The organism is Paenibacillus sp. FSL H7-0350 (assembly GCF_038593195.1).
Classification (GTDB): Bacteria; Bacillota; Bacilli; order Paenibacillales; family Paenibacillaceae; genus Paenibacillus_AQ.
The window spans coordinates 6,852,791-6,878,548 of record NZ_CP151972.1; the positions used below are offsets into that span (position 1 = coordinate 6,852,791).

A 25,758-nucleotide genomic window follows, 5' to 3' on the forward strand; every position below is an offset into this window, starting at 1 on the left:
GGTATTGAACAAAATTTCGATGGCAAGAAAAGAGGCACAGCTAACGAAGATATCTAAATAACCCATACTTTTTCAGAATATTCTTAACACGTTCGACTTGCCTCCCTGAGCTATGATCATACAGTAGACATATTCCCTAGAGGAGGTAGGACATCATTGCATATTGTACTTGTTGGCGTAAAGCCAGAAATCAGTGATCCCCATTTTAAGTTTCATGTGTGCGGTACGTTTGAGGAAGTCAAAGAAAGCTCCTTGATCCTGATGCCGGAATACGTCCTGATCCATGAGGATGAGGCACGTAGCCTCTTACCATTAGCGGAAGAGATCCCCGTAAAGTTTGTCGTGATTAGTGAGGCATCTAGCCTATCATCGACAGCAGTTCGAAGCTGGACCGCCTTGGGCGCTTCGGACGTATGGCTGAACGGGAGCTGGCAAGAGAAGCTGCTCGAAGCTCATCATTTGGTGGAGGCGAAGCCGCAACAGATCGCACTGCCTGAAATGAACTTCAGCCGAACAGGGGAAAGGATCGTTATCGCGGTAGGCAGTGTGTATGAAGGGGCTGGCAGCACGCATACTGCGCTGCTCATTGCCCACTATTTAGCCCGTTACGCCAAGACCAAAGTAGCGGTGTGGGAAGGCGGGAATCATCCGTGTTTCTCTTTCCTGGAATATATTAAGGAAGGCGATTTCTCGGATCATCCCCGTTATGAATTGAATAATGTGGCTCTATATAAGGCAGAGGTATCCGAGTACTGGATCGGAGCGCTGATGAGCGACTACCGCTATACGGTGCTGGACTTAGGGAGTTTACAGAGCAGCAAGCAGGCGGAACTATTTGTACAAGCCAGCATACCTGTCCTGGTCGGTTCCGGTAGTGAATGGCGGGTGAAGGAGCTGATCTCCTTCTGCAGGGAGCATAGCCGAGTGCCGCAGGAATACTGGCGGATTGCTTTGCCACTGGCGAACGAACCGAATCGGGAGATGGTGGCGGGATGCTTAAGCGGCAGGCCCGTATTTGCGCTACCGAATCATCCAGATCCATTTCATCCCCAGGCGAATACAGATGAATTGCTGGAAGGCCTCTTATCTCCGATTTTGCAAAAACAGAAAAAGCGGGGCCTTGGCCGGTTTTTCTAATAGAAAGTTTTATTCAATCACTGCAAGTCCTGAACTGCTTCAAGCATTGAAGCGGTATTTTGCGCTGTCCGGAAAGGGGGTGAAATCAAAATGAATCGACAAGGACATATAGGAATGGCGATTCTGGCTGGTTCCGCAGTGCTCTATGTTATGCCAGCTCTGTCCATCGTACCTGCCGCCTTAGTGATTGCTGCAGCAGGGATCGGCGGACTGCTGCCGGATCTGGACCATAAGACCAGCACGGTTAGTAACAAGCTTCAATTCTCGGTAAGGACGCGAAAGAAACTGAAAGGTTTATCTGCTCTATCCCTGGGGGTGGGAATCTTATGGTTTGTCCTGCAGCAACCGATGCCCTGGCTATGGGCAGCAGTAGGCTTGATTCTTGCCTTAGCCTCTAGGCTACGTATGCTCCTACTAAGCGGCTTTGGACTGCTGCTGCTTGCCGGATATGAACTTTATAGCCTACATTGGCTCACGTTGCTTGCTGGCTTTGCTTTACTGATAATGCCTTTTGTTAAGCATCGCGGGATTATTCATAGTCCGGAGTTCGCTGGTGCTTTAAGCCTTGGCGTAGTCTCTTTTATCGCGACTCAGCCGGTTCTCCTCCAGGCGCTGGGTTTAGGCTTGTTGGCAGGATGGTGGTCGCATTTGGCCGGGGATGCGGTAACGGTGGAGGGCATTCGGTCCGTGCTGATCCCCCGGCTGAAGGTGGCACTGAATCTGCTGCGGAATGGCGGGGCAGTAGAGCGGTGGATCGCCAGAAGCTGCTGGCTCTGTAGTATCGCAATTTGGCTGATTATATTCTACTGATAATAGAAGGGAAGATTAACATGAAAATCAGAAAGACAGGGACCCTCATCATGATGGTCCTATTTAGTATGTTTATGTTACCGATGTTGGCTTACGCCGATGATAATCCAATCACCAAGATTAAGGAGAAGATGAAATTTAACTGGAAGGTGCTCGATGGACTGGATTTTGTATTTACGCCGATTGGACTCGTCATCTCTTTACTGACAATAGCCACACTGGTATTTGTTATCGTTAAAGTCATCATCAAACTGGTCAAGATCAGTACCGGTAAGGGTACCATTAAGGATAAGTGGTTTTGGATTGAAGCAGGTCTGCTTGTATTTATTGTATTCCTCTTCATCAGCGGTGCGTTCTTCAGCTTCCTCGAAAATATCTATAACTGGACCTCTAAGCAAGATATCGGAGGCACAACAACAACGTTCATCCAAATGGTGGATCAGTACCGACACTGGTCCTAGTGGCTAAATGATGAAAGACAACGACTATATCTCGAAAATGAAAAAAATGTACACGGTTGACCCAGGAGTGGTCGAGGATTTGAAATGGTTCTTGGTTCTGGCCGGAGCAGCAGGGACGATACTCTGTGTATTAGCCTTAGCCTATTGGCTGATCCGATTTTTTGGGTTCCTGTTTTCGGTTAGCCGAGGAGCAAGAAGCTTGAAGGACTCAAAGTTCTGGAAGCGGATGGCGTTGGCGCTCGGCCTGATACTGTTATTCATGACCGGCTCGGTATTTACCCTGCTGTCACAGTTTTACGATTACATGGCGATTTGGGGGTGGGGAGGTTGAGACAACGATTTCGGGTATTGGCAGTTCTACTGATACTTTTGCTTGGTTTCACGAGCAATCTAATGACGATACCGGTTCAAGCATCACCAAGCCAAGCCATTGCTATAAAACAAGCAGATGTGAAAATCGCTTCTGCCTTGCCTACACCAAATACGGTACCATCTAACACAGAAGTTCCTGCAGAGCGGGAAACGAGCTGGTACATCCCTGGCTGGGTGGACGACATGATTCAGAAAGTCGATGAGATGATTCAATCGTTCAAGGATCTCATGTCGGGAAAGCTGATCAAAGATGCGATTGAAGGGCTTGTTGTTCTGCTGGTGGACGAGCTCATGTCTCCTCTCTATGACGCCTTTGCCCAAAGCTACTTGTTCACGCCACAAATTGCGGAAATCGCAATGGTGCAGTCAGGCTGGTCGCTGTTTATGATCATTGGTCTGGTGCTTCTGTTCATCGGTATTTCATGGCTTACCATTAAAATTATCAAAGGCAAAAAAGACCTGAGCAGTTTGCTCAAGGTCTTTTTAATTTGCTTTGTCGCTACCTATTTCTCGCTCACTGCGCTGAACATCGCCAATGTCGGCATTAACTGGATCGCCAGCAAAATGTTTGAGGGGATTATCGGCACGAGCGGTATTGCTTATGAAGGCTTAGAGGGACAGCAGATTCTGAAAGCGATGATAGTCGGTGCCGATGGAATTACAGATGCCGCGTATGCCGCCCAAACCCTCGGTGAGTTGACCGTGTCTACCAGCGGCGGGATTTTTAATCTGCTCAGTTATTTGTTCCTGGTCGTATTGCCCCTTTATGTGGTTGCCGTACTCAAGACGCTGGTGCTCATCTTTATGGCGATCCTGGTCAATCTGTGGATTACACAATCGGCTTATACCGGGAAAATGGAGACACTGCTCGGATTTGCCAATCTTTATCTGCGGACACTGCTGGTCGGCCTGATCTGCGGCCTACATTGGGCGATTTTCGTAAAATTGCAGACCGATTATGGCGAAGGAGAAGGGTTTTGTGCGGCGTTAGGTATACCGCCCATTATCTTTGCGATTCTCAGTGCGCTCGCGTTACTCGTGTTCTTCTTCTTTTTCTGGCTGAAGCCCCTGATGAGAGCCGTGCAGCATCCGGTGACACTGAACGGAGCACAGGTACTTGATTCCGTGGGGAAATGGGGAGAACGGACGTCAACATCTCTGGATTCCATGGGCAAGCGGATGGGCTCGGAAGGCGTACAGAAGAAGGCACTCAGCATGCAGGAAGCCAGTAAGCGGATGCAGCAAGCAGCAGATCGGATGCGTACCCAGCGCAGCGTAGGCAAAGACAAATTGGCTTCCTCGCTCAGTGGCGGGTTATCTGAATCAGTGCAGGGCATCGCCTATCATGAGCCGGAAGAATGGCTTCAAGAGGGCGGTCAGATCCATGTGGATGCGCTGCAAGAGCTGGAATTTGGAGAGTCAGAAATTAAATCTTCGGCGCTGAATATATCAGAGGTGCTGGGAGACGAAGGGTTCCGCAGCGTTTCATTATTAAAAACGCCTGTGGCCCAGCGTAAACTGCTGACAGAGAAGTTAAGTACCCTGAAGAAGGAGTACCAGGAAGATGTCCAGTGGGATGAGCACACCGGTGAATTGATTCTAGCCGGGCCGACCCTAGATATGCTGCCGCAGCTGGAGCGGGAAGGATTCGATGTCTCTGCGGTCCGCGAAGGGATGTACAAGGATGGAGCGTTCGTGGATCTCAATGGGACATCACAGGTATCACTACTCACCGACTCCAAAGAGGCGAAACGCGCGGCAGAACAAGTTAAAGAAGCCTTACCCCTCTACACACAGGCGAAGTTACCTCCAGGGAAGGCTGCTGCGGCCTATCATGCACTTCAGGAGCGTTCCGATGAATATCCGTGGATTAAAGACCTGCTGCTAGAGCAGGGAGAATTATGGCTACCGGATGATCACCTGGAAGAGGCTACGGAAGTGCTGGAGGGGATGCTGGCCCGAACGACCCGGAAGATACGGGTGAACTTTCCGCGCCACTCCCGTTTTGCGGCCAGCATGATCGAGGATTGGGAACGTTGCGGCACCGCAGAGCCACTGACAGAAGTGCTGGAGCTGGCTAAAGATGAATCACATGCCTATATCCCTGAAGAGCATTACAGTGAATTTCAGGCGAAATACGAGAGCTACCGGAAAGACCGCATACCTTACTGGCGTGCCAAAGATGGCGCAGTCTACGTCATTAAAGACCGTGTACCGGTGAACTATGGACAACCGCCGCTGGATGGTCTGGATATGGGCAGTTTTGAACATTTGCAAAAAGAAATGTTACATCGGCATGAGCAGCAGCGGAGCAAGGAAACTCAGCATTCGAGCACGGCGAAAGCCAAAGGGCAGGTGAAATAAATGGATCAGGAACAGCAGGAACGGGAAGAAGAGCTGCTGCGCGCAAGCTTTATGGGCGATATCCGTGAGGATGTAGAGTTTCTAGGATTGTCGCTAAGAGATATTGGCTGGATCGTAGGGACCACACTTGTAGTTGGGGGAGTCCCTTTTATGCTTCCATTCCCGGTATTGTTCAAAATGATTTGGATTGTGACCATCTTCATGACTAGTACACTGGGACAATGGCTCAAATGGCCGTATCGTCTGAAGCGCTACATGCATGATGCACAGCAAAAGAAGGAAGGAGCCGGGGAAGACCTCGGTTCCTTCCTTGGCGTGGAGGAAGATGGCTGGCTCTACCGCAGCGGGAAAACCTTGCATGTAGTGTCTTCGTTATCGGCATCACCGTGGAAAACGGCGGTGTATGCGCAGAAACGGACGCGGATCGGCGGCTTTGAACAATTTTTGCGTGCTATGGTGCAGGAAGGATTCTCGGCACAAATCTCAGCGGAGCAGATCCCGGATGTTCGTCTGGAGTTGTGGAATCAGAAACGAAACCATCCGGCGAAGAGTCCAGGCATCCAGGCGATGAAGCTGAACCGCATACAGATGTGGGAGCGACTGGCCAGAGACGGAAAGGCGCTGCGCAGTGAATATACGCTGACCCTCACGACCTCGGAATCGAAAATCAAGCTCAGGGAACGGGCAGATGAACCGGCAGAGCTGAATCCGGAAGCACTGAAACGTTTCCGCCTGCTGAGTGAGCTGCAGGAGAAAAAGGATCGTGTGCTCCATACGCTCACTTCGCAGGGTGGGCATAGCACATCACTATTATCCGGATTTTCGCTGCCAGAGATTGTGGGACGGTGGTGGGACCGGACAGTATGGGAGGCCTGGAAGATGAATGGAGACTCATGGGCTGAACCTAGCCCAAATGAAGTGTCCGAAGAGTTGGACCCGTTGAACGAGCAGGAAGTACTGGAAGCGCAAGGCGAAGCACCAGATAAAAAACGTTCGTTATTCAGTCCATCGCTAGTCAAGTTCATTCAGGACGATCCACCAGTGGAGGACCACGTGGAGAATGAAGTCATACCAGGCATTCAGGAGGACAAGATCCCCGGACCATTGGTGATCGAGGATGTGGTTCCAGGGTCGTCCTGGCGAAACACGCTACAACTCGGGACATGGCCTATAGCCCGATGGCTGCAGGGCGGTAAACATGGATTCTCCGTTCTTATAACAATCTGGAGTACAAAGCTTTCACCTTGGCTTACCAGGTGGATACGAAAATGCCGTGCGAATTGGATAAAGGTTAGAGCCCGGAAGGTTGAACCTCCAGCAGCTACGTTAGATCACACAACAAATGAGCTAACAGGAGCAGAAATTCTACAACACGTGCCGCCTACACCCGGAGCCAGTCAACTTCAAGGGATTGTATTGCTGACCTCTCCCATACCCAGCGGTAAGTCTTTTCTGGCTGCAAATCTTGGGGTAGCGGTCAGTCTATCTGGTACTGCCGTGAGCATCGTGGATCTATCGCCGGATCAGGGAACCCGGACGGTGCTGAATCCGCTGCAGCAACATTCAGAACTGGAAGCCTGGGACAGCTGGTCCGGGAAAGCAGCAGACTGGCTGCTGTTTACCCCCACACGTTATCCCACCTTACAAGAGGTAAAGCAGCTGCTCCAGCACCGGGCAGCGGAAGACGGACTGGTCATTGCTGAAATCCCCTGGAACTATCCTGAACGGGAGGCGCTGATGCAGGAGTATCGTTCCATTGCAGTGCTCGATTGCGATTACCACCACTGGCTGCGCTTCACTCAAGCAGCCCCGCACTGGGCAGGGGAGTTCTGGCTGAACCAGAGTACCCCGGACATGGCTCCCCGGATGGCCTCCCTGCTTAAAGAGCAGTATCAGCAGCCGTATACGGCGGTTTATCCGTTCATTCCATCGGCAGCCTACAGCTTGTATCAGGGCCGGCCAATGGCGCTTGATCCCGACAAACGCAGCTTACTGAACGTACACGGAAAAAGAGAGGAGACCCCCCATGAGCCTGCTCAAACATACGAAGCGGTTAGTTAAACAATGGAAGAAGCAGTCCCGGCAACTGGTGGTGAACATGGTGGACGGCAAGGATGGAAAGACCGGCCATTATGTGCGGGTGCTCATGGTCCAGGAGTATCCTCCAGAGATCATCGCCGGGTACCTGGATCAGCTGGATGGCATCGTTACGCATGCCGGTGCCACCTTACGCAAGACGATCCGGTATGCGCAAAGCGATATCAAATTCAATACTCGGATGAAGTACAAGCTGAACCGGTTAACAGCCAGTATTCGAGATCAGAGTGAAACGGACCCGGCACGGAATGCAGAGATTTCCGCGAAGGAGACCATCTTAGCCTTGCGGGATTCCACGCTGTCCAGTGATCACAAGCTGGTCGAGGTGCAGACCTTCTTAACGTTATCTGCACCGAAGCTGCATCAGATTGAGGCGGCAGAGGCAGGGCTGAAGCTGTGGTTCGATAACATGTCCGGGAAGCTCAGCGAACTTAGGCGTGAGCAGCAAGAGGCGATGCGGCAAACATCCCCGGCCTTTGACCCCTACAGTGATCACAGTGAATTTTTCAATAAAACGCATTATGGGCGGGTCACGACAGATTCTGTCGCGGCACGCACCTACCCCATGACCCGAGGTTCGTTCTCAGATAGCGAAGGTCTATATTTTGGTCGCCGGACGGAGGACGGCGGCTTTTGTTTTGTGAATCTATGTGATCCAAACGATCCTCGGGCGCAGAACGTCACCGTTTTTGGGAAAACGGGCGAAGGCAAAAGCTATTTTCTCAAGGCGCTAGTCGTCTCCTTGCTGGAAGAAGGAGTCCATGTCTTTGTCTTTGACCTGGACGGGGAATGGCGGGAGCTCTGTGCCTATGTGGGCGGAGTGTATATTGACCATACCACCGAAGAAGGACGTTATTTTGAACCACTGACGATTATGCCTGCTATCCCAGAGATTGATGAGGAATGTGCGCAGTATAATCGCTCCCGGTACAAGATGGCCGAGAAAAGCGGCGTGCGCACTTTCTCGCTGCTTGGGGAGAATTTAACCCGTCCGGAAATTTTTGAAGTGGGCGAAGCCATTCGCAGAGTCTACCGTGCCGCAGGGATTGAGAAGCAGCAGCCGGACACCTGGAATGCACCTACCGGACCGAAGCCGACCATTCATGCCGTGTTCGCGGAGATTGAAGAGGCGGCTCATAGCAATGCCGATGCCAAAAGCTTGTATGACAAAATCAAAATCTATTTCATCGGAATCTACGATGATATCTTCCAAATCGAAGAAGCCTCCAGTTTTGATCAGAAAGCGCCGTTGGTCGTCTACCGGGTCGGCTCCGGCGAGGAGGATGAGTCCAAGAAGGATGAATCGGCGAAGCAAGCACAGATCAAGATGTCGATGGCCTTTGAACAGGTCAATGCGAACATTCATCTGCTCAAAATTGCCGGAGCTGACTTTTCTGCCGTGCTGGTGGACGAGGGGCAGCGGCAGCTGCAAAATCCGGAACTGCGCAGTTATGTGTTTAGTTGGTACACGGCGATTCGCAAGCAAAATGGCATGATGATCCTGGCAGGCAATTCCCCGGCGATTATGCTGGATACCGCAGCTGGGGTAGGCATGTGGGAGAACACCAGCGTGCGCGTGTACTTTTACATGGAGCAATCTGCAGTACGTTTACTCTCCTCCCACGCGGATCTGCCACCTGAGATTCAGGAGCTCATTACGCAGAATGAAGGCACGCAGCGCTACATCCTAGAGAACCACAAACGCTACGATGAACTGATCATGCATGTCCCTCCGGAAGAGCATGTCCTGTACAAAACGCGGGGACTCAAGACTGCAGGATAGAGGAGGGGAACAGGTGGAGGTCAGTAAAAAGGCCAGGGAGATGAAAAAAATCATCGGGCTGCTTTCGGCGATCAGTTCCCCCGGAATCGGTTTGGTGCTGATTTTTCTTGGATTGGTTGCATTGGTGGTAATGTTTGTCTTCTTGCCATTCATGATCTTTTCCGATGCCGACAGCTATAAGCCACAAACCGCAGGCCAGTATGCTTCGATGGCCCCCGCACAGTTAGATGTGGACGGAACGGCATACGTCTGGCCGGTACCGACCATTGAACGGATCTCTTCAACCTTTGCTCTGCGTGATTTGTTTGGCACCACCCGAATGCATAAAGGGATTGATATTGCCAACGGTGCTGCAAATACGGAGCTACAGCCCATCTATTCTATGGCTGGAGGGACAGTGACGCTCGCTGGAGCAGCTAGTGGATATGGTCAGGCGATTAGGATCGATCACAGCAATGGGCTAGTGAGTATTTACGGACATTTATCTGCTCAGATGAACGTATCGGTCGGCGATGTGGTGAGCAAAGGACAATTAATTGGCAGAATCGGACAGGGCATTGTCGGACGCTCTACCGGCCCCCATTTACATTTTCAAGTGGAGCTGAGAGGAGTGCCGGTTGATCCATTAGAATATGTCTTTGCACCAGGTACGGAGCTGCCTACACTGCCGATTGAGCTGGGGTACCGGTCTTTGAACATTCCCTATGTAATGCAGTTTCTGGAGAAACGAAAATCAGCATTGGCGGATCATAATCTGCTGAAGATGATCGATGACGCGGGACGCACCAAGAATGTCTCTCCTTATCTGCTGATTGCCATTACTGGACAAGAGCAGTCTTTTGTGCCGAAAAACAATAACCATGCCTCGGAAATTATCCGCAATCCGTGGAATGTGTTTGGCTGCTGGTGCAAGGGGAAAGGTGCGGGACTCTCAACCGGTGAGGCTGCGCAGATTGCGGCGAATACGATCATTAAGCTATCTCAGGATCTTCCGGCCGGAAGAGATCCGATCCAGTGGTTATCGGCCAAAGATAATCCCCGAGGCTACTATGCAGAAGATAACGGATGGTGGATCGGGGTATCCAAGTACTTCAAATTGTTAGTTGCGGGGAGTGGTTGAAATGAATTTAACAGTTGTCATTATCGCAATTTTGCTTTGGGTGTTTTACAAGAAAGGGAGCAATGGTTTACCGGCCTGGTTAGTCAAAGCATTGGGCGTGTTTTTGGTGATCATGCTGCTGCGCAATCTGAATGAAGCCTACCACTTTGTATTTGATGAGTCCGATGCGTGGTGGCCTCTCGTGAAAGAAAATGCGGCGCGGTTGAATCAGCAATTGAGGGACTTATTTCAAACCATGATGAAAGGAAGTTGAGAACGCAGTGAGCACTCCAGATCCACCGCCAAAGGAATCCTTTGGACAGTTCGTGAATCGGCTGACGGTCCTGGCTGCGCTGGGAAGTGTAATCGTATTGTTCCTGGAGCCATCGCCAGAACTCAGTCACTTGGCACAAACGGTGCTCCGGTATGCAGTTACATTGTGGCTGGGTATTGTGGGTGTACCCCATATTGCGCGAGTGGCTTGGAAGCATCGGAAACGCATGTGGCCATGGCTTATCCAGCTGCGGCAAAAGATTCGAAACCGGGAATGGAGACTGGGATCATCGCAAGCAGATACTTTGCAGAGCAAGCTGCCCAATGCAGGGGGTGTGGAATCGATGCCTTCCGTACCCGAGAGGGGCGAACTTAATCATAGGCCGGTTGTGCTTGCAAACGAACAGAGCGTTCAATCGGGACCCTATGCGCTATTCCCGCCGAACCCTCGGCCGTATTCTTCTTCTACCTTATCGGCAGAGCAGGCATCGGAGCTCATCTTCAATACGGTCCAATTGGCAGGACTGAAGATGGAGGAAGCGCCAGAAATTCTGTCCATCGATGCGGGGCCAACGCTACAAACCATCTCCTTTCGATTGCCGGCCCGGCTGCAGCTCAGTGATCTGGTCAAGAAACGAGATGATCTGGCGAACCATATCGGACATGACCGGAGTTTCGCGGTGACTTCATCCCCGTTTTCAAGTGCAGCAGCTTTTATCTTGCCTCATACCGAACGGGCATTTGTATATATGAGTGATATGACACAAGACCTGAAGGTGTTTGCTCAAAAGGCTCAACTGCCTATGGTGTTCGGGAAGGATATGTTGGGCAAACCGATCCTCGTGGACTTAGCCAAATTACCGCATTTGCTTGTGGCAGGGGCAACCGGCTCCGGGAAATCTGTTTTTATTAATGGACTGCTAACTTCATTAGCTTCTACACGTTCACCGCAGCAAGTCCAGTTTTTGCTCATTGATCCCAAAATGGTCGAGTTTACGATGTATACCGGCTTGCCGCACCTGATCTCCCCGCCAGTCACTGATCCGAAACGGGCGGCATTGACGCTCAAGAAGCTTGTGGTGGAGATGGAAAAGCGGTATAAGCGTTTTGCTGAAGCCGGTGTAAGGAACTTGATGCAGTATAACCGTAATCATCCTCAGGATCAGATGCCGTATATCGTCACTGTAATTGATGAATATGCCGATCTGATGGTCATAGCCCGTGCGGATGTGGAAGAAACCGTGCAACGCCTGACCCAAATGGGACGGGCTGCTGGTCTCCACCTGATCCTGGGAACACAGCGACCAAGCGTGGATGTGGTGACCGGTGTAATCAAGTCGAATCTGCCATCTAGGGTGGCATTTCATCTGCTGAGTGTCTATGACTTCAAGACGGTTATGGATACAGGGGGACCGCATTTGCTCGGGGGTGGGGATGGAATCTGCATGCTGAACGGTGGCGGACAGAAGAGATTTCAGTCGGCGGCGATCAGCGCAGATGATGATGAGACGACCCGGTATATTGAGGAGTTGAAGCATTATTGGCGGAATGAATTGCGGCTACGAAAAGTAGATCCAGAGATAAGGGTGGATGGGGATTCTTCTTTGCTTAGTGAAGTAGCTGATGAGGATGTCTATGAGTCAACCGTAGGTAAGGATGAACCGGACGGACCGACACCGATAAGCATGGCTTCATTAGCGGAGTGGGCGGATCTGGAGGAAGATGGAGTTCCGCCTATACAGGAGAGTGTGTACGATCAGGTCATTCGGTTGGCGCGGGAGCATAACGGTGTATCCGGAAGGCTGCTGCAGCATGCGCTGGACGTTGATTATGTGACGGCAGCTACTTATGTGGAACAACTCAGCAGAGAAGGAAAGGTCGCACCTGAGTATGATCCGGAGACGGGATTGAAGCCATGGCTGGTGGATACTCGGGAGAGTGATGAAGTTTTACTGCTACGGGTGAAGCGATTGATTTGTGAGACAAGATCCACCCGTTCCACCGATATTCAGCAAGCCCTCGGCATTCGTAAGGAGAAGGTGCTGCAACTGATGGGACAACTGGTGAAGTTAGATTTTTTGTATCCTCCGACAAGCACCAAGGGCGGATATACACTGGTCTGGGATGAGGAGCAAATCGAACGGTTTTTAATCAATGAGGAGGAGTAAGTACTATTCAGTGGATTTCTAGTTCCCATTTCTAGTTCCCGCCTTAAAAGCCGAAAACCTGCGTGGTTATGGTCTTTTTTATTTATAGGAAATAGTCAAATCAGCCGGAACTAGAACGGGAACTAGAAAATTCGGTCTAACTTTAATCAAAAAAAGGGAATGAGTGTCTATGTTAATTGAACAATTAAGAAAGTTTTCACTCTGGAAAGACGGCAGTAGTTATTACAGGGTGAAAGAGGGCAAGAAATGAATCTGATCTTTTCTTTTGCTGGGAGAGGCTATCAAATACATGAATAAAAGCTATGAAGCAGCTGCAGAGGGAGGATGAACGTGTAAGTATAAAAAGAAAATAAAATTTTGGACTATCATGTCCTCATTAAGCAAAACGGCGGTTTGTTGAAGATTATTTGCGGGGAACCGTATCATAAGTAGGGTGAAAAAATCGCGTTTTACGCCTATGGGGCAAGTAGCTCCTAATGAGCGGGTTGGGTGAGGGCACCTGAGGGTAATATTGTCGCTCAGGTGGCCTGTTGCTGCTATTTTTTGATTCAGTATAATGGCTTGCACCGTAAGAATCGTGACAACCAGCCAGGACGGGGACTCAAAGTTATGTGAAAGAATTACTTGCTGTAGCATATGTAGAGATATTTTGCTCCATTATTATGCACTCTTGTATATCTTCAGCTAAATCGTTCTGAAGTTCAAAAACATCAAATTCAGTTGAACTTAATTCTAAATAACTACTAACAACATCTTCTACTCTTTGCCTATCATTATTTGAATAATATGAAAAATGCCAGTGGGCATTTGGCCACTTTGATCTTAGATCTTTTAAATAGGGTAAATCAACTTCGCCTAATGACATCCCGTATACTGTAATTGTCTCTGGGGCAGTTGGAAAGCTATTATAAAAGTAATTACACATCATTTTACAAGACTCAACATCCTTTTTTAAACGTTGAATATACCTAAGTAGACATTTATGTTCATCTATTTTATTTCTATATTTTTGAGTGAAATTGAAGTCTTTTTCATATCCCTTTATTATTTCTTTTAATTCGGTAATCCTTTCTAAATCACCATGCCCAACAACAAGTTCATCATCTTCATCACCAGTACATTCGCCATGAACATAAAAGATTTTATAGTCTGATATTCCATAGATTTTTTGAAGAGTATGGGTATAGTTGAATACAAGAAAACGGTCATCTTTATTGAATTGTATTGACTTCGGACTATTGTTCATCTTTGATCTAATTATTTTATAGTTTTTTTCTTTATCAAGAGTATCGCTTATCCAGTGAACAAATGCTTTTTTGAGAGATTCAGCAGCTAAATCCTCAACCATATCTAATGTAATAGGATCATCATTCTCCAAGCCAAGGTCATAATCATGAGTATTTAGTATGAATTCCTCATCAACACTTCCTAGATGCTTCTCGAAGTCACTCCAAAATATGTTTTCTATTACATAATCATATTCGAAATCAGGATATGTTCTGTGGAAAATTGCGTATTTTAAATTGTACATTTTTGCTAGTTCCTCATAAAAACCAGGGTCGTTTTTGATCAAATAACACCCGAAATAATAATAGCTACTTGGTAATCCATGAAATAAATCAAATCCGTTTCCAATTATGTTTAAGTTCATACAATAGTCCTTTCTATATCTAGTAACTCATATGCATAACGTTCTTATATCTACGAAGTAGGGAAGCTTAAGAGAGCGCTAGGGACCGGGTCCGGTGGAACTTAGCCTCGTAGGGGCCCACTTCTCTGTATACATCATTTTACGAGCTAAGGGTTACTGGATGTTCATGTCATCAGGTGTAATGATCATTATTAATTGTGATTTCAATTCCAAAAGTTTTCCTTTCGCCTTATGCAATTGCATCATTTCAATTCCCCTTATTAACTAAATATCCACTTATATTGTATCAGTATAGCTGTTTAATGCATAATAGGAATTCCGACAATTTCCAGCATCCATCATTCCTCCTATCGTTTAGTTTCCATATGTCCGACAGGGCGGCGTAGAGTATGATACGCGTATCTTTAATATTATTTTTGCGTTTTGTAAGATATGGTGAAGTATTAAATGAAGGTACCCGATCGGATGTCTTTCAAATTCGCTCTATAGATGATGCGGTGAACCGTGTCACAAGTGATGGTAGTACAGAGGATTAAGTTTAAGGTTGAAGCTTCGGTGCTAAATATAGATGGGAACGTAAAAATTGACTGAAGAGTTAGGGGATGTGGAGATCAGCACGTAGATGCTGGTCTTTTTTTTAGAATTGTCCGATTTCTTCTGTTTTTCAGCTAAAAAGGGCCCTGACGGACAGAATGGGCCATTTCACCCCACTTGGTGGACATTGACGGCCGACTTGCCATGGGAGAGGACGGTAATTACTTGAAAGCATCCCCCTTCCGTCCCCTGAGGGGAACACGCAGGGGATGTCTCCCCTGCACCCCACACGTGGCAGGACCAGCAAAGGTTTGCTGGGCATTAGATAGCTTTACAGAAACACCCTTCAAGTTTAAATAAATGCTACGCGGCCTTGACGGTTCACTGTCCTGGACAACTACTCCTGTTATTTCCGGACAACCTATTCCATCATCTTTTGGACATTATGTGGAAGCAGAAACAGTCGGGTACTGAAGTCCTAATCTCAACCAAATCAGCCCTAATCATAATTTCTAGGTGTGGGCTATTTGACGTGTAACCTTATAATTACCGTATATAAATGCAATATTTATGTAGCTTCGTCTTTTTAATAGTATGAAATTCCTATTTCTGTTAAACTACCTTCTGTACTAAATAATCCTAAAGGGTGGTTTTTCATGAAAAAAGTTCTTTTAGAATCGCTTAATGTGAATGATTTGCGGAATTTATTGGCGGGGGGTGAATTACCGATAAAACGTAGCACAGGTGATATGTTACGTAAACATTTTTCTATTACTGATATCCGTGCAGAAGAAGGAACCCCTTATGTTGAAATCCCAGGCGTTTCCATGGTCTTTGATTTAGCAGGTTCCTCGGCAAGTATTCGACAAAACGGACCACAGGCATTTGTCGATAAATATGCGGAAGTTTTTAATCACCTGACGTCAATCATATATATAAATGATGGTATTATAGAAAAATTCCCCGGAGACGGTATTAGTGCTCATTTCCTGAAAAAAGGAGCGGAAGAAAATATTGAGTCAGCTAAAGAAAGAGCTGTAATTGCGGCTGATTCTATTCGAAAATATATGGGAACAATCTTAACCCAAAGAAACTTTCGTATAACGATGTGGTCAGGAACTGATACAATCGCCACCTTTATCGGTAATGACCACCACCGTGAAATGATCAGTATCGGACACGGAGTTAATGTTGCTCATAAAATAGAAAAGACAGTTAAACATCACGAATGTGTAATAGGTATGGATGCTTCTTTAGCAAATAAATATTCTGCCTTGAAACTTGGAACTTATAGGCAGTACCCTTTGCCTCCTGAACTCGTATCTGGACCAGTTACATCTTGGTACGGGGTGAGCAATGCCTAACTTCGCAACAGATAAACAATATGATTACCACAAGCAAACATCAGTATACATTTCTGATTATATAAAATTTGCTGATGCAAAAGCTGGTGCAGCACTCACTGTAGTTATTGTTGTACTATCTTTTTTCATAAAAGACCTTCATGAACATGAATGGAAGAGAAACTCACTCGCGAGTTTTTTTTCAGATTGGAAAATATATATTCATGTGTTTCCTCTTGTTATTCTTGGGTACGGATTAGTTTTTCTCCTTTTGACGATTTGGCCCAGATATAAAACTGAGATTAACTCTTATCAATCTTGGGGAGGAATTGCTGCCTTTCCATCAGAACAAGATTATATAATTGAGTTAACTACTAGATTTCAGGATGAAGATCTTTTTCTATTAGATATGATATCTCAAAATCATACACTTGCTGGTATTTGTAAGACAAAATATACAAAACTTCGATATGGATTTATATGGTCAAGTATCGGTATAGTTCTTTACGGAATGATATGGTTTTTCGGATTTTAATATTCACCATAAATAACGGCTCCAGAGAATTCCAGGACCTTGTTATTTATGTTCTTTTAGTTATTCACCGAGTTCTGACGCTTACGACTCGCATACGTTAATCCTGAATCCCATACTTTTCTCGTACTTTTATCAAACGTTTCACTTGAACAATTGAGTTAATCTTATATCATGCAAGAAAACAAAAAGAGGCCGCCCCGGCAATCCCAGGGGCGGCTTTTGCATTGAGGGAGGAGTGTGGCGTGCAGGAAATAGGATTTAAAGAAGCAGGAGAACTATTGAATACACCGGTCAGCACATTGCGGCGCTGGGTCGTCTTGTTGGAGGAGCAAGGGTACACCTTCAACCGGGACGGCAAGCGTAGGCAGCTGGACTGGCAGGATGTAGGTGTGCTGCGGGAGGTCAAGCTCAGGCTCCAGGAAGGGACGCTGGAAGAGGCGATTCAGAAAGCCGTCTCTTCATCTGTAGTTACGCACGAGGAACCTCATCAGCAGGAGTCACAGCCCGGGATCGAGGGGAGCGAATGGAAGGCTTTCGACTTCCAAATAAGCAGCCTGAGAGAGAACTTGTTTTGGCACGGTCAGGAACAAGCAGTGAGCACTTTGCTTACGGCTTGGCGATCACTCCAAGAGAAGATAGGAGGGGAATAACATTGGATAAAAAGCACAGCCTGGCTGAGCTGAAGGCCTTACCCACGCTGCAACAATCACACACGGATAATCTGAAAAAGGACACCGGCAAAGAACGGGTCTGGTTGTCCCGGTTGACCGTTGCAGACGGTATGCCCTACAACCATCAGGTCACCGTGGAAGTGTTCTCGAATGGCAAGTGGAACATCGTAGATACGTACCAGGCACAATAAGGAGTGAACATGAAATGATAAAGACTTATGCAAACTGGGAAGGAGATTTGGAGGATTATCTCCAGATCGGTGATGTCGTAGATGAAGAGATGGCGGATCACTTCCTGAATGTGCTGCCTCCGGCCTGCTGGACGGCGAAGATCATCCAGATCGGGGAGCCAAATAGCCATGTTGGGGGCAAAGCTACCTACGCCACCTTAGAGAAAACAAGTCAAGGCTGGGTGTACCGGGGCAATTGTCACCGGGGCGAGACGGAGGGGAGATCATGACGGGTAACGCGCAGGTCATTGCTTTTGCCAATCTGGGCGGCGGGGATGCCGTTCAAGGTGTGATGAAACTGATCCGCACCTATTCCAAGGATCAGCGCGTGGTAGTCGCGGAGTTACCTTGTGTCGGGTTGCCGCGTATGGCCTACACCTTCGATCAGCAAATCGCTGAGCTCCACAAAGAGCGCACCATGGATCAGTTCCTGCTTGATCTGGACCGCCAAGTCTTAAAGCCAATCCAGGAGTATATGGTTCAGCGGAGTGGCGTAGACTACTTGCTGGTCAATCCACGCTCTCAGCCGGAAGCACCTGTAATTCGTAAATTATCATCCAATCAAACACTGATCTCAGCCTCCGTAGTGCTGCGGCAACAGCTGGAAGCTTCCTATGATGTGATCATTCTGCTCACACAGGGTTCGCTGATCCAGCCCACAACTCATTTTGCACTACGAACCGCAGATGCAGTGGTACTCTACAGCGCAGATGCTATTGATTTTGTCGGCAATTATACGCATTACCGCAGGCTTCTCGAAGTGTTCAGTGTGGAGCGGGAGCGACTTTATCTGTTTTCGGCGGATACCAATGTCAAAATTGACGAAGCGCCTGTGTATACCAAATTTAATGAGCTGATCAAGCGCTGGAAGGCGCTTGAACCGAACCAGATCCCCGTGCGGGAAGGACAAGCTGCCGGGCGTGACAATGAAACCGTAGGAATCATTGAACCGCTGGAATATCTGGATGTTCAGATTTCCATTCAGCCGGTCAACAGTGAATGGTCAGAGGGGGATGCCAAGAAGCTGGAGGGGCTGCTGAACTTTGTCCGTTACCGGCTGCAGGAGGATCACCTGGACGAATACGTGCAGTCTCTGACCCATGAACCCTCGCGGCAGAAGATTCGTTATTACATCTCGGATTTGATCCGTGAACAGAATGAATATGCCCTATCGATTCCCTTGAACGAAGTGGTGGAATGGGTGCAGAAGGAAATCACTGAGCTTGGGGTGCTACAGGGCATTCTGGATGATCCTACGGTTAGCTCGATAGAGATTAACGGTCCGGAGCAAGTGATCATTGAGCAGGGCGGCCAAGACATACACCGGCCAGATATCAAGTTTCAAAGTGTGTCTCACTTGTACGAAGTAATCAACAAAATGCTCATGCCGATTGGCAAACCAATCTCCAGCACCGATCCGATTGTGGATGCCAATTACCGGGGGTTCCGGATCTGTGTCGTTGCGGATACGAAAGAGTACCAGGGGGTTAGCGCGAATGCACCGCTGATCAGTATCCGGAAGTTCCCGCCGGATGTGTACACGGATGAGCAGTGTATCCAGTATGGAAACATCTCGCCGGAGATGGCCGAATTCCTGCATTTCATTGTTCCGAAGGGTGCCAATCTCGTCATTGGCGGGGGAACCAATAGCGGTAAGACCACTCAATTGATTCGTCTGCCGATGTGTATGGAGCCCATTACCCGTATTATCTCGATTGAGGATTCGGAGGAAATGATGCTGGCCAGCAAGCGGCAGTATCTGCATTATCCGAATCTGCCCTCCCTGCTGGTGAAGGAGGTCGAGGATGAGAAGAAGAGCTATGGCATCGCCAAGCTGATCAAAGCCTGTCTGCGGCTCAAGCCAGAGGTGATGTGCATCGGGGAGATCCGGGATGAACCGGCAGCGCAGCAAAGTCTGATCGGGATGAACACTGGGCATACCGTCTGGACGACCATTCATGCCAACAGTGCGAAGGAGGCGGCAACCCGGTTCCTTCAGCTGAATGGAAACACGATGGCTGCGGCCAGTCAGATCTCGGGATCAATTGACCTCATCGTGTTTCAAAAGAAATTGCCGAATGGAAGCCGTGTCGTCACCGAGCTGTCGGAACTGATTGGCTACCGGGGAACCGAAGAGCCGGTGCTCAATCCGATCTTCAAATACGATTACAGCCGGAAACGGCATGTTCGGGTTGGCAAGATCCAGTCCGAGTCGCTGATGGAGAAGATTTATTTGAAAGACCCTGCGCAGGATGAAGTCCGGCGTTGGTGTGAAGGGAAGGAGCTGAAGGCTATATGATGATCATTCTGCTGCTCTCAGCAGGGCTTTTGATTTCCTTTGGGCTGTTCTTGTTGCTCCCTGCGGCGAGTAGCCGTTCCAGGCAGCTTCGTATTGCCTTTGGATTTGAGCAGACTCAAGCGGAGGCGAAGGCGGCAGGTATTCACTTGGAATGGCGTAACTATGTGCAACTCCTTGGGATCTCCCTTGTGATAGGTGCAGCGGTGGCCTATTGGACGGCGAACATCTGGTTTGTCGGTGTGGGCGTGGCGATGGGAGTGATTGTACCGAAGATGATCATCTCGGCGGTGAAGTTCAAACGCAGGAAAGAGGTTCTCCTGAACTTGCCGGGGAATCTGCGGCTGCTGTCCTCCAAGTTCCGGGATTGCAAATCCTTGCAGAAGTCACTAGAGATGTCATTGCCGGTCATGAGCGGGGTGACGGTTCCGTTATTCGAGCAGATGTACGCTTCGCTGCGGATCGGGATCGATGTGCCTACCGTACTGGAGCAAATGAAACAAGCCGTCCAGTTCAAGAAATTCGATGATTTCTGCGAGAAAGTAATGGCCGGGAATAAAGACGGATTTCATGCTCGTTCGGTAGATGGGATTCGGGAGAGCATCTCGGACATTGCTTCGGATATGCAATTGCTGCAGGAGATTGATATTGAGAATGAGAAAAAGCGGATGGAACCGTTCGTAGTGTTCGGGATCAGCCTGCTCTTCCCGTTCCTGTTTGGCTATCTGGAGAGTCAATTGGTTCAGGAATTCAAGGCAGCGCCCACTCTGCAGACCGGATTCGGCAAGTTACTGCTGGCGAGTATGATTGTGGCCGTGATGATTGGACTGTGGAAGAAGGACTCGCTGCTGCGGCTGAATCTGGATGATTTGTAAAGGAGGTGAATGATGATTACGTCCATACTGTTTGGGCTTGCTGCACTATGTATCGTCATTCCTGTTCTGCGGATCGCCATTCCCGGCTTCCGGCGGCAGCAGCAGCTCATGAATCTGGCGGCTCTGGTCAACCAGTCTGATGCGCAGCGATTGCGGCTGCAGCAGAATGCCGTGGTCCGGTCTTTAGCGGACAGGCTCTCTGCCAGGCAAGGAAAAAGACAGAGTAGTAAGCAGCGCGAAATGTACAGCATGCTGGGGAATTCGATGAGTTATGAAGTGTATCTCGCCAGAGCCATTATCCAAGCTATACTGCCGGGCGGGTTTGCTCTTGTGTTGGCGGGCATGGTGCAGCAAGTTTTTTTTGTGATTGCCGGACCCATCCTATCGTTCTTATTTTATTGGCTGCAAATGCGCAGAATCAAAGAGTCTTATCAAAAACGGCAAAATCAGCTTATAGCGGATTTGCCGTTTTTGATTAGCAAGATGATCACAGCGCTGGAGGTCGGTAAGCCGTTAAATGTGATTTTTCAAGAAGTCAGTACCCGTTGTGGTCCCACGTTATCCGCATTGCTCAAGCGTCTCGTAGCGAATATGGGGACGATGCCGCAGAAGGATGCGTTGCAAATGTTTGCGAAAGAGGTCCATGTGCCTGTCGTATATGATTTTGTATCGGTGGTTAATGTTGTGGCGGAGAAAGGCTTTCATGAAGCTGAGGATGATCTGAATGGTGTTAAAAATGATCTGCGTACTCTAAGCAAGCTTGCCTTGCGGGAACGTACGCGGGGGAATCCCGGAAAGATGAATCTGTTCTACGGAATGGTTATCTTCCATGTGGTTGTGTTCTTTTTTATGATGCTGATCAAAATGTTTGGCGCATTTAATTCCCTATAAACCTATTTTGAGAGGAAGATTAACGAATGAAGAAAATGATGAAGAAAATGGTTGATAGTACAAAACAGGTAGTGGTCAATGCTCCAGGATTCCTGGCAGGAAGGCTAAATCGGTTTCGGACAGAAGAGCGCGGAGATGCCATGCAATGGGTCATTGGTATTTTGATTACGCTGCTCTTGTTCATCGCCGTGTATCTGTTGTTCAAGGAACAGATTAACACCTTTGTGGTAGACAAAATCTTCGGCAAGATGAACTCGTTGAATTAAGGAGCTTGTCATGAGCCGCAGATGGAAACAATTCATCCGGAGCGAGAGAGGGGACGGTATCATATCCGTCTTCTTTCTAATGCTGATCGTATTAACGATTGCTTTGATTACGGTGAGCATTGTGCAATATGTGATGATCCGTTCCAATTTACGTACAGCCGCAGGGGAAGTGCTGCAGATCATGAAGGTGGAGAATGGGGCAGACCATGCAACACGGACCCGGCTGGATGGTTTGCTCCAAAGCATGGGCATGAATCCGGCCATGGTATCGTTCAGCGCTACCCCGAAGCCGGTCCAGCGCGGAGATCTGCTGGAAGTAACGGTGGTTCGGGAGTATAACGTATTTGCCCTGAAGGCGGTGGGCGTTTACTATACCATACCGATAACGGTTCATGTCTCTGGACTAGCGCATAAATTCTTCAGGACGGGGGATTAGCATGTGGATTAAGGTCTGCGGGGCCATCCTATTTGGTCTAATCCTGATCGTCTTGGTGATGGATTTACTGGTGATTGATAGTGTGTATGACTCTACGGGCAGAGCTGTGGAACACGCGATTGATGCGGGCATTATCCGTTCCGGCATCGTGACGGATGCGCAGCAGGGGCTTGTACAACTGGAGCAGAATGCCTTGCGTTCAGCGACCCGGAATGCTTTTATACAGAGTCTGAACTTAAATGCTGCAATGGAGAATCCGGTGATGAAGAGCAGCACCTTTGAGCTTCATCTAACGTATGATTCCGGGGATGTCCCCTGGATCGATGTGGTCTTTCGCACACATGTCTCCTTCGCGTTGCCAGGGGTTTCATATCCAGTAACCGTTCATCGCAATATTCCTTATGAGAGTATTTATAAATAGTGAGGGAGGAAGGTCAAGCCTTTGAAGAAGTTATGGAATAAGTATACCCGCAGCGCATTGATCGTCCTGCTTGGACTGGTCCTTGCGCTGGTTGCGTTTCAGTTCAACAGCCGGAACATTGCGCAGCAGGTGAAAACCAAAAAGATTATTGTTGCTGTCGCCAATATTGATCCGTATATGCCAATCACCAAAGAACAGCTCAAATTCCGCGAAATAGTGCTTAGCGAAGTGCCAGAAGATGCAATACAAGCAGCCGATGAGCTGGATTTCAGTGATGCCTATGCTTCCAAGTATGGATTCATGGCTGGCGCACCGATTCGCAAGTCACTCGTGACCACCGCAGCGGCCTCTGGTATGGGAGCTGCGGTCTCTTTACAAGAGGGGATGCGGCAAATTGGGGTGAAGACAGATCTGGTCCTGTCCTCCGGGGATGAGGTCAAGCCGGGCATCCTGGTGGATGCCTATGCCTTCGTGTCTGATGCGACAACGGGGCAATCGAAAAAAATGATTCTACCGGAGTTGTCGAAGCTGAAGGTAGTGAAACGATTGAATGCGGAAGGGAAAGTTCCTGATCCGGCAGACGGTGGAAGCCTGATTCCCGCCGTAATTGTACTTGAGGTGACGCCGCAGCAGGCCGCACTGCTGATGGAGGCCCAAGAAACCGGAAAGGTCTACCTGCTGCCAGCAGGCACCCTTCATCCGTGAGGAGGGTTTAAATGAAGCGAATAAGCTTGTGGTTGGGACTGGCCCTGCTGTTGATAAGCGCTCCGGTAACACATGCGGAGCAGAGCGGGCCTGAAGAAGCGGGATCAAGCACGGTTATGTCAGCCACCTATGCGGTGTATAACGAGCCCCTTGGCAGTCTTCGTGTGGCTAATCAGCCAGCGTATCTTACGCTGAGTGCTTCTGGAACTCAGCAGTTCAATCAGACCCTGCGCCTTATGGTTGAGCAACAAGGGGACTCTGGGTGGCAATACGCAGTTTCGCTTAATGACTTCACCATCCGGCATAAGGTACAGGAAGGAACGATGCAGGCGAGGATTCCAGCGGAATATGCATCATATCAAGTATCCGGGCTCGTTGCGGAGGAAGAAGTTGGAGGGGTGACAACGGGTACAGGTGTATTTTCTTCCGGATCGCCCCAGATCGTTATGCAGGCAGCAGAAGGTTCGGGGCGCGGGAGTTACAGCGCTGAACTTCTCCTGCAGGTCGATCTCCCCTCCCTCATTGAAGTTTCAGAAGTGAACAATACCGACCAGATCTCCCCGGGTGAGCAGGTAGGGCTGCTTGCCGGTGAGTATCGGGCCAGCCTGTCGTTTACCCTGGTCAACGGGCTATAGAGAATATGAGAATTGAGGGTTGAGGATGAAGATAGGATCAATTCGTACAATCATGAGGGTATGGGTACTCGGGTTTATCGGCTGTCTGTGGCTGTCCACGGCTGTCCATGCCGACAATTCCTTTGTCCTATCCCCGGTCAAGGCTGTAGAAGAAGGCCGGGGGTATTACAAGGATCAGGTGAAGCCTGGAGATACGCGAGAGTATACCTTTATCGTTCGCAATGCCAAGGATACGCCGGTACAACTCAAGCTGTATCCGGCGGATGCCCTCCCCGCTCAAAATGGGGGCCGCAGCTTCTCGGAAAAGGAGCAGCGACTTCGCTTAGTTGGGTCCTGGATGGAGCCACAAGGCGTGAAGGCAATTACGCTGAAACCGCAGGAAGTGCGCAGTTTCAAGTACACCGTGAATATACCGGAGGATCTCCTCCCCGGCCAGTACGTGGGAGTGATCGCTGCGGAAGAACTGATCAAGGCAGAAGAAGCGGCTGCAGGTTCAGAGGGGCAGCAGGCTTCTGTGGCCATCGATGTGGTCAACCGCAGCGGGGTGCAGATGGTTCTGGAATACAAGGCTGATCAGGCGAAACATGACATGAGTATTGATGCATTTCAGCATGATTATGTCAGCACCGGCCATTCGCGATTGACGATCAAGCTGAGTCATCGTGGCACAATTCTGGAGAAGCCCACTGGTAAAATTACAGTCCGTAATACGCAGGAGCAGGTGTTGTACGAGCAGGATTACACAGCAGACTCTATTTACGCGGGAAGCACAGCGGATATGGTCTATATTGTCAATGACCGGCTGCTGCTGCCCGATGTCTATGAGGTCAACTACAGCGCTTCGTTCTCCGGCAAGACGATTAACCGAACATTCACCTTCCGAGTCACGCCTGAGCAGGCGAAGGCTTCTGAGGTCTCGCTAAAAGAGGCAGGGAAGATCGAGGTGACACAGACGTTTTGGGACTGGTTGGAGCTGAATCTATGGATTGTAGTGGTCATTATTGTAATGATCATCCTGGGTTTTGCTTTATTGTTCTGGCTATTGCTGCTGCTATGGAAACGCAAAGAGAAGCAAAAGGAAGAAGAGAAAATTGATGGAGGAGGAGCAATATGAAGAAAGTACTAATAGGTCTTATGCTGCTGACGATCCTAGCGGTTCCTGTGTCTGCCAATGCTGCAGATACAGATGAGTCTGAAGTGGTAGTACTGGGGGCGGGGCTGCAAATGACCCAAACGAAACCTGTATTCAAGGATATTACGCTGGATTTGAAGCAGAACCAAACGTCAGCAGCAGACAGTAATTTGTATGTACTAGATGCACGCGGAACGGCAGCAGGATGGGGAGTGGTCCTGCGGGCTACTGATTTCAAACTGTCCAAGATGGTAGGAGGACAGGCCGTTGATTTTATTATCCCGGCATCCTCCGTATCTTTTTCCACGCAGTACAAGACGGCCATTACAGGAACGCCTATTGATTTTGCAGCAGCCAAAGGAGAACTGGCCAATCATCAGGTTCTATCCTCCGGAGACAGCCGAATTGTGGGGGTGGTCCCCTCGGAAGGGGCTGGTACACATCAGTTCGGAATTGCTTATACGCTTAACGTTCCCAAGTTGATTACAGGCAGTAATGGCCAGCATGTAGGATTAATGCAGGGAACCTATACGTCTACCTTTACCTACACAGCAACAGCAGGTTTATAACCCA

General features: G+C 48.8%; 26 protein-coding genes. 25 read left to right on the forward strand and 1 reads right to left on the reverse strand.

What is annotated here, in order from left to right:
* Window positions 1–156 precede the first annotated feature (156 nt).
* The 10 genes from NYE24_RS30715 to NYE24_RS30760 all read left to right on the forward strand — a co-directional run bounded on the left by NYE24_RS30715 (window position 157) and on the right by NYE24_RS30760 (window position 12,564).
* On the forward strand, window positions 157–1,137 hold the full coding sequence (locus NYE24_RS30715; protein ID WP_342477424.1) for a hypothetical protein: 981 nt from the start codon (window positions 157–159) through the stop codon (window positions 1,135–1,137).
* A gap of 90 nt (window positions 1,138–1,227) precedes the next feature.
* Window positions 1,228–1,947, forward strand: a complete 720-nt coding sequence (locus tag NYE24_RS30720) for a metal-dependent hydrolase (protein ID WP_342477425.1) — start codon at window positions 1,228–1,230, stop codon at window positions 1,945–1,947.
* A gap of 50 nt (window positions 1,948–1,997) precedes the next feature.
* Window positions 1,998–2,408 (forward strand): hypothetical protein, encoded by a 411-nt coding sequence (locus NYE24_RS30725; RefSeq protein ID WP_342477426.1) that lies wholly within the window; start codon window positions 1,998–2,000, stop codon window positions 2,406–2,408.
* A 7-nt stretch (window positions 2,409–2,415) separates the two neighbouring features.
* Complete coding sequence (locus tag NYE24_RS30730) at window positions 2,416–2,739, forward strand: hypothetical protein (protein ID WP_342477427.1); 324 nt, start codon at window positions 2,416–2,418, stop codon at window positions 2,737–2,739.
* Window positions 2,740–2,801: 62 nt separating this feature from the next.
* Window positions 2,802–5,144, forward strand: a complete 2,343-nt coding sequence (locus tag NYE24_RS30735) for a hypothetical protein (RefSeq protein ID WP_342477428.1) — start codon at window positions 2,802–2,804, stop codon at window positions 5,142–5,144.
* Window positions 5,145–7,205 (forward strand): hypothetical protein, encoded by a 2,061-nt coding sequence (locus NYE24_RS30740; RefSeq protein ID WP_342477429.1) that lies wholly within the window; start codon window positions 5,145–5,147, stop codon window positions 7,203–7,205.
* Entirely contained in the window at window positions 7,171–9,024 is a 1,854-nt protein-coding gene (locus tag NYE24_RS30745) for a DUF87 domain-containing protein (RefSeq protein WP_342477430.1), read from the forward strand. The genes NYE24_RS30740 and NYE24_RS30745 overlap by 35 nt, the downstream gene beginning before the upstream one ends.
* A gap of 13 nt (window positions 9,025–9,037) precedes the next feature.
* Window positions 9,038–10,144, forward strand: coding sequence for a M23 family metallopeptidase (locus NYE24_RS30750; RefSeq protein WP_342477431.1), 1,107 nt, complete (start codon window positions 9,038–9,040; stop codon window positions 10,142–10,144).
* A 1-nt stretch (window position 10,145) separates the two neighbouring features.
* Window positions 10,146–10,397 carry a hypothetical protein gene (locus NYE24_RS30755; protein ID WP_342477432.1) on the forward strand — a complete coding sequence of 84 codons (252 nt, stop codon included), beginning with the start codon at window positions 10,146–10,148 and terminating at the stop codon, window positions 10,395–10,397.
* A 7-nt stretch (window positions 10,398–10,404) separates the two neighbouring features.
* Entirely contained in the window at window positions 10,405–12,564 is a 2,160-nt protein-coding gene (locus NYE24_RS30760) for an FtsK/SpoIIIE domain-containing protein (RefSeq protein WP_342477433.1), read from the forward strand.
* Window positions 12,565–13,171: 607 nt separating this feature from the next.
* Here NYE24_RS30760 and NYE24_RS30765 read toward each other — a convergent pair.
* Complete coding sequence (locus tag NYE24_RS30765; protein WP_342477434.1) at window positions 13,172–14,215, reverse strand: AbiH family protein; 1,044 nt, start codon at window positions 14,213–14,215, stop codon at window positions 13,172–13,174.
* A 1,190-nt stretch (window positions 14,216–15,405) separates the two neighbouring features.
* Here NYE24_RS30765 and NYE24_RS30770 point away from each other — a divergent pair.
* The 15 genes from NYE24_RS30770 to NYE24_RS30840 all read left to right on the forward strand — a co-directional run bounded on the left by NYE24_RS30770 (window position 15,406) and on the right by NYE24_RS30840 (window position 25,754).
* Window positions 15,406–16,113: a hypothetical protein gene (locus NYE24_RS30770; RefSeq protein ID WP_342477435.1), complete on the forward strand. Its 708-nt coding sequence runs from the start codon at window positions 15,406–15,408 to the stop codon at window positions 16,111–16,113.
* A complete protein-coding gene (locus NYE24_RS30775; RefSeq protein ID WP_342477436.1) occupies window positions 16,106–16,627 on the forward strand; it encodes a Pycsar system effector family protein in 522 nt (173 codons plus the stop codon). The genes NYE24_RS30770 and NYE24_RS30775 overlap by 8 nt, the downstream gene beginning before the upstream one ends.
* 242 nt (window positions 16,628–16,869) lie before the next feature.
* Window positions 16,870–17,277 (forward strand): hypothetical protein, encoded by a 408-nt coding sequence (locus NYE24_RS30780; RefSeq protein ID WP_342477437.1) that lies wholly within the window; start codon window positions 16,870–16,872, stop codon window positions 17,275–17,277.
* A 2-nt stretch (window positions 17,278–17,279) separates the two neighbouring features.
* The gene (locus NYE24_RS30785; RefSeq protein WP_342477438.1) at window positions 17,280–17,489 is read left to right on the forward strand and encodes a hypothetical protein; all 210 of its coding nucleotides are present in this window, start codon (window positions 17,280–17,282) and stop codon (window positions 17,487–17,489) included.
* Between the two features lie 14 nt (window positions 17,490–17,503).
* Window positions 17,504–17,758, forward strand: coding sequence for a hypothetical protein (locus tag NYE24_RS30790; RefSeq protein ID WP_081389395.1), 255 nt, complete (start codon window positions 17,504–17,506; stop codon window positions 17,756–17,758).
* Window positions 17,755–19,827 (forward strand): ATPase, T2SS/T4P/T4SS family, encoded by a 2,073-nt coding sequence (locus NYE24_RS30795; protein ID WP_342477439.1) that lies wholly within the window; start codon window positions 17,755–17,757, stop codon window positions 19,825–19,827. The genes NYE24_RS30790 and NYE24_RS30795 overlap by 4 nt, the downstream gene beginning before the upstream one ends.
* Window positions 19,824–20,699 (forward strand): hypothetical protein, encoded by an 876-nt coding sequence (locus NYE24_RS30800; protein WP_342477440.1) that lies wholly within the window; start codon window positions 19,824–19,826, stop codon window positions 20,697–20,699. Before NYE24_RS30795 ends, NYE24_RS30800 begins: the two co-directional genes overlap by 4 nt.
* A 9-nt stretch (window positions 20,700–20,708) precedes the next feature.
* Window positions 20,709–21,590 carry a hypothetical protein gene (locus NYE24_RS30805; protein WP_342477441.1) on the forward strand — a complete coding sequence of 294 codons (882 nt, stop codon included), beginning with the start codon at window positions 20,709–20,711 and terminating at the stop codon, window positions 21,588–21,590.
* Window positions 21,591–21,616: 26 nt separating this feature from the next.
* Entirely contained in the window at window positions 21,617–21,856 is a 240-nt protein-coding gene (locus NYE24_RS30810; RefSeq protein ID WP_036696507.1) for a hypothetical protein, read from the forward strand.
* A gap of 10 nt (window positions 21,857–21,866) precedes the next feature.
* Entirely contained in the window at window positions 21,867–22,292 is a 426-nt protein-coding gene (locus NYE24_RS30815) for a DUF4320 family protein (protein WP_342477442.1), read from the forward strand.
* A gap of 1 nt (window position 22,293) precedes the next feature.
* Window positions 22,294–22,713, forward strand: coding sequence for a hypothetical protein (locus NYE24_RS30820; protein ID WP_036696512.1), 420 nt, complete (start codon window positions 22,294–22,296; stop codon window positions 22,711–22,713).
* Window positions 22,714–22,734: 21 nt separating this feature from the next.
* Window positions 22,735–23,418, forward strand: a complete 684-nt coding sequence (cpaB, locus tag NYE24_RS30825) for a Flp pilus assembly protein CpaB (RefSeq protein ID WP_342477443.1) — start codon at window positions 22,735–22,737, stop codon at window positions 23,416–23,418.
* 11 nt (window positions 23,419–23,429) lie between these two features.
* Entirely contained in the window at window positions 23,430–24,053 is a 624-nt protein-coding gene (locus tag NYE24_RS30830) for a hypothetical protein (protein WP_342477444.1), read from the forward strand.
* A 25-nt stretch (window positions 24,054–24,078) separates the two neighbouring features.
* Entirely contained in the window at window positions 24,079–25,167 is a 1,089-nt protein-coding gene (locus NYE24_RS30835) for a DUF916 domain-containing protein (RefSeq protein ID WP_342477445.1), read from the forward strand.
* Window positions 25,164–25,754 (forward strand): hypothetical protein, encoded by a 591-nt coding sequence (locus NYE24_RS30840; RefSeq protein ID WP_342477446.1) that lies wholly within the window; start codon window positions 25,164–25,166, stop codon window positions 25,752–25,754. Before NYE24_RS30835 ends, NYE24_RS30840 begins: the two co-directional genes overlap by 4 nt.
* Window positions 25,755–25,758: the final 4 nt, after the last annotated feature.

Excerpts from the sequence above, each read along its gene's own strand:
- NYE24_RS30810 (WP_036696507.1), top strand. The coding sequence starts at position 21,617 with ATGAAGAAAATGATGAAGAAAATGGTTGATAGTACAAAACAGGTAGTG.
- NYE24_RS30790 (WP_081389395.1), top strand. The coding sequence starts at position 17,504 with ATGATAAAGACTTATGCAAACTGGGAAGGAGATTTGGAGGATTATCTC.
- NYE24_RS30840 (WP_342477446.1), top strand. The coding sequence starts at position 25,164 with ATGAAGAAAGTACTAATAGGTCTTATGCTGCTGACGATCCTAGCGGTT.
- NYE24_RS30835 (WP_342477445.1), top strand. The coding sequence starts at position 24,079 with ATGAAGATAGGATCAATTCGTACAATCATGAGGGTATGGGTACTCGGG.
- NYE24_RS30735 (WP_342477428.1), top strand. The coding sequence starts at position 2,802 with ATGACGATACCGGTTCAAGCATCACCAAGCCAAGCCATTGCTATAAAA.
- NYE24_RS30765 (WP_342477434.1), bottom strand. The coding sequence starts at position 14,215 with ATGAACTTAAACATAATTGGAAACGGATTTGATTTATTTCATGGATTA.
- NYE24_RS30775 (WP_342477436.1), top strand. The coding sequence starts at position 16,106 with ATGCCTAACTTCGCAACAGATAAACAATATGATTACCACAAGCAAACA.
- NYE24_RS30770 (WP_342477435.1), top strand. The coding sequence starts at position 15,406 with ATGAAAAAAGTTCTTTTAGAATCGCTTAATGTGAATGATTTGCGGAAT.
- NYE24_RS30730 (WP_342477427.1), top strand. The coding sequence starts at position 2,416 with ATGATGAAAGACAACGACTATATCTCGAAAATGAAAAAAATGTACACG.
- NYE24_RS30800 (WP_342477440.1), top strand. The coding sequence starts at position 19,824 with ATGATGATCATTCTGCTGCTCTCAGCAGGGCTTTTGATTTCCTTTGGG.
- NYE24_RS30725 (WP_342477426.1), top strand. The coding sequence starts at position 1,998 with ATGATGGTCCTATTTAGTATGTTTATGTTACCGATGTTGGCTTACGCC.
- NYE24_RS30755 (WP_342477432.1), top strand. The coding sequence starts at position 10,146 with ATGAATTTAACAGTTGTCATTATCGCAATTTTGCTTTGGGTGTTTTAC.
- NYE24_RS30830 (WP_342477444.1), top strand. The coding sequence starts at position 23,430 with ATGAAGCGAATAAGCTTGTGGTTGGGACTGGCCCTGCTGTTGATAAGC.
- NYE24_RS30720 (WP_342477425.1), top strand. The coding sequence starts at position 1,228 with ATGAATCGACAAGGACATATAGGAATGGCGATTCTGGCTGGTTCCGCA.
- NYE24_RS30805 (WP_342477441.1), top strand. The coding sequence starts at position 20,709 with ATGATGATTACGTCCATACTGTTTGGGCTTGCTGCACTATGTATCGTC.
- NYE24_RS30795 (WP_342477439.1), top strand. The coding sequence starts at position 17,755 with ATGACGGGTAACGCGCAGGTCATTGCTTTTGCCAATCTGGGCGGCGGG.
- NYE24_RS30815 (WP_342477442.1), top strand. The coding sequence starts at position 21,867 with ATGAGCCGCAGATGGAAACAATTCATCCGGAGCGAGAGAGGGGACGGT.
- NYE24_RS30820 (WP_036696512.1), top strand. The coding sequence starts at position 22,294 with ATGTGGATTAAGGTCTGCGGGGCCATCCTATTTGGTCTAATCCTGATC.
- NYE24_RS30740 (WP_342477429.1), top strand. The coding sequence starts at position 5,145 with ATGGATCAGGAACAGCAGGAACGGGAAGAAGAGCTGCTGCGCGCAAGC.
- NYE24_RS30745 (WP_342477430.1), top strand. The coding sequence starts at position 7,171 with ATGAGCCTGCTCAAACATACGAAGCGGTTAGTTAAACAATGGAAGAAG.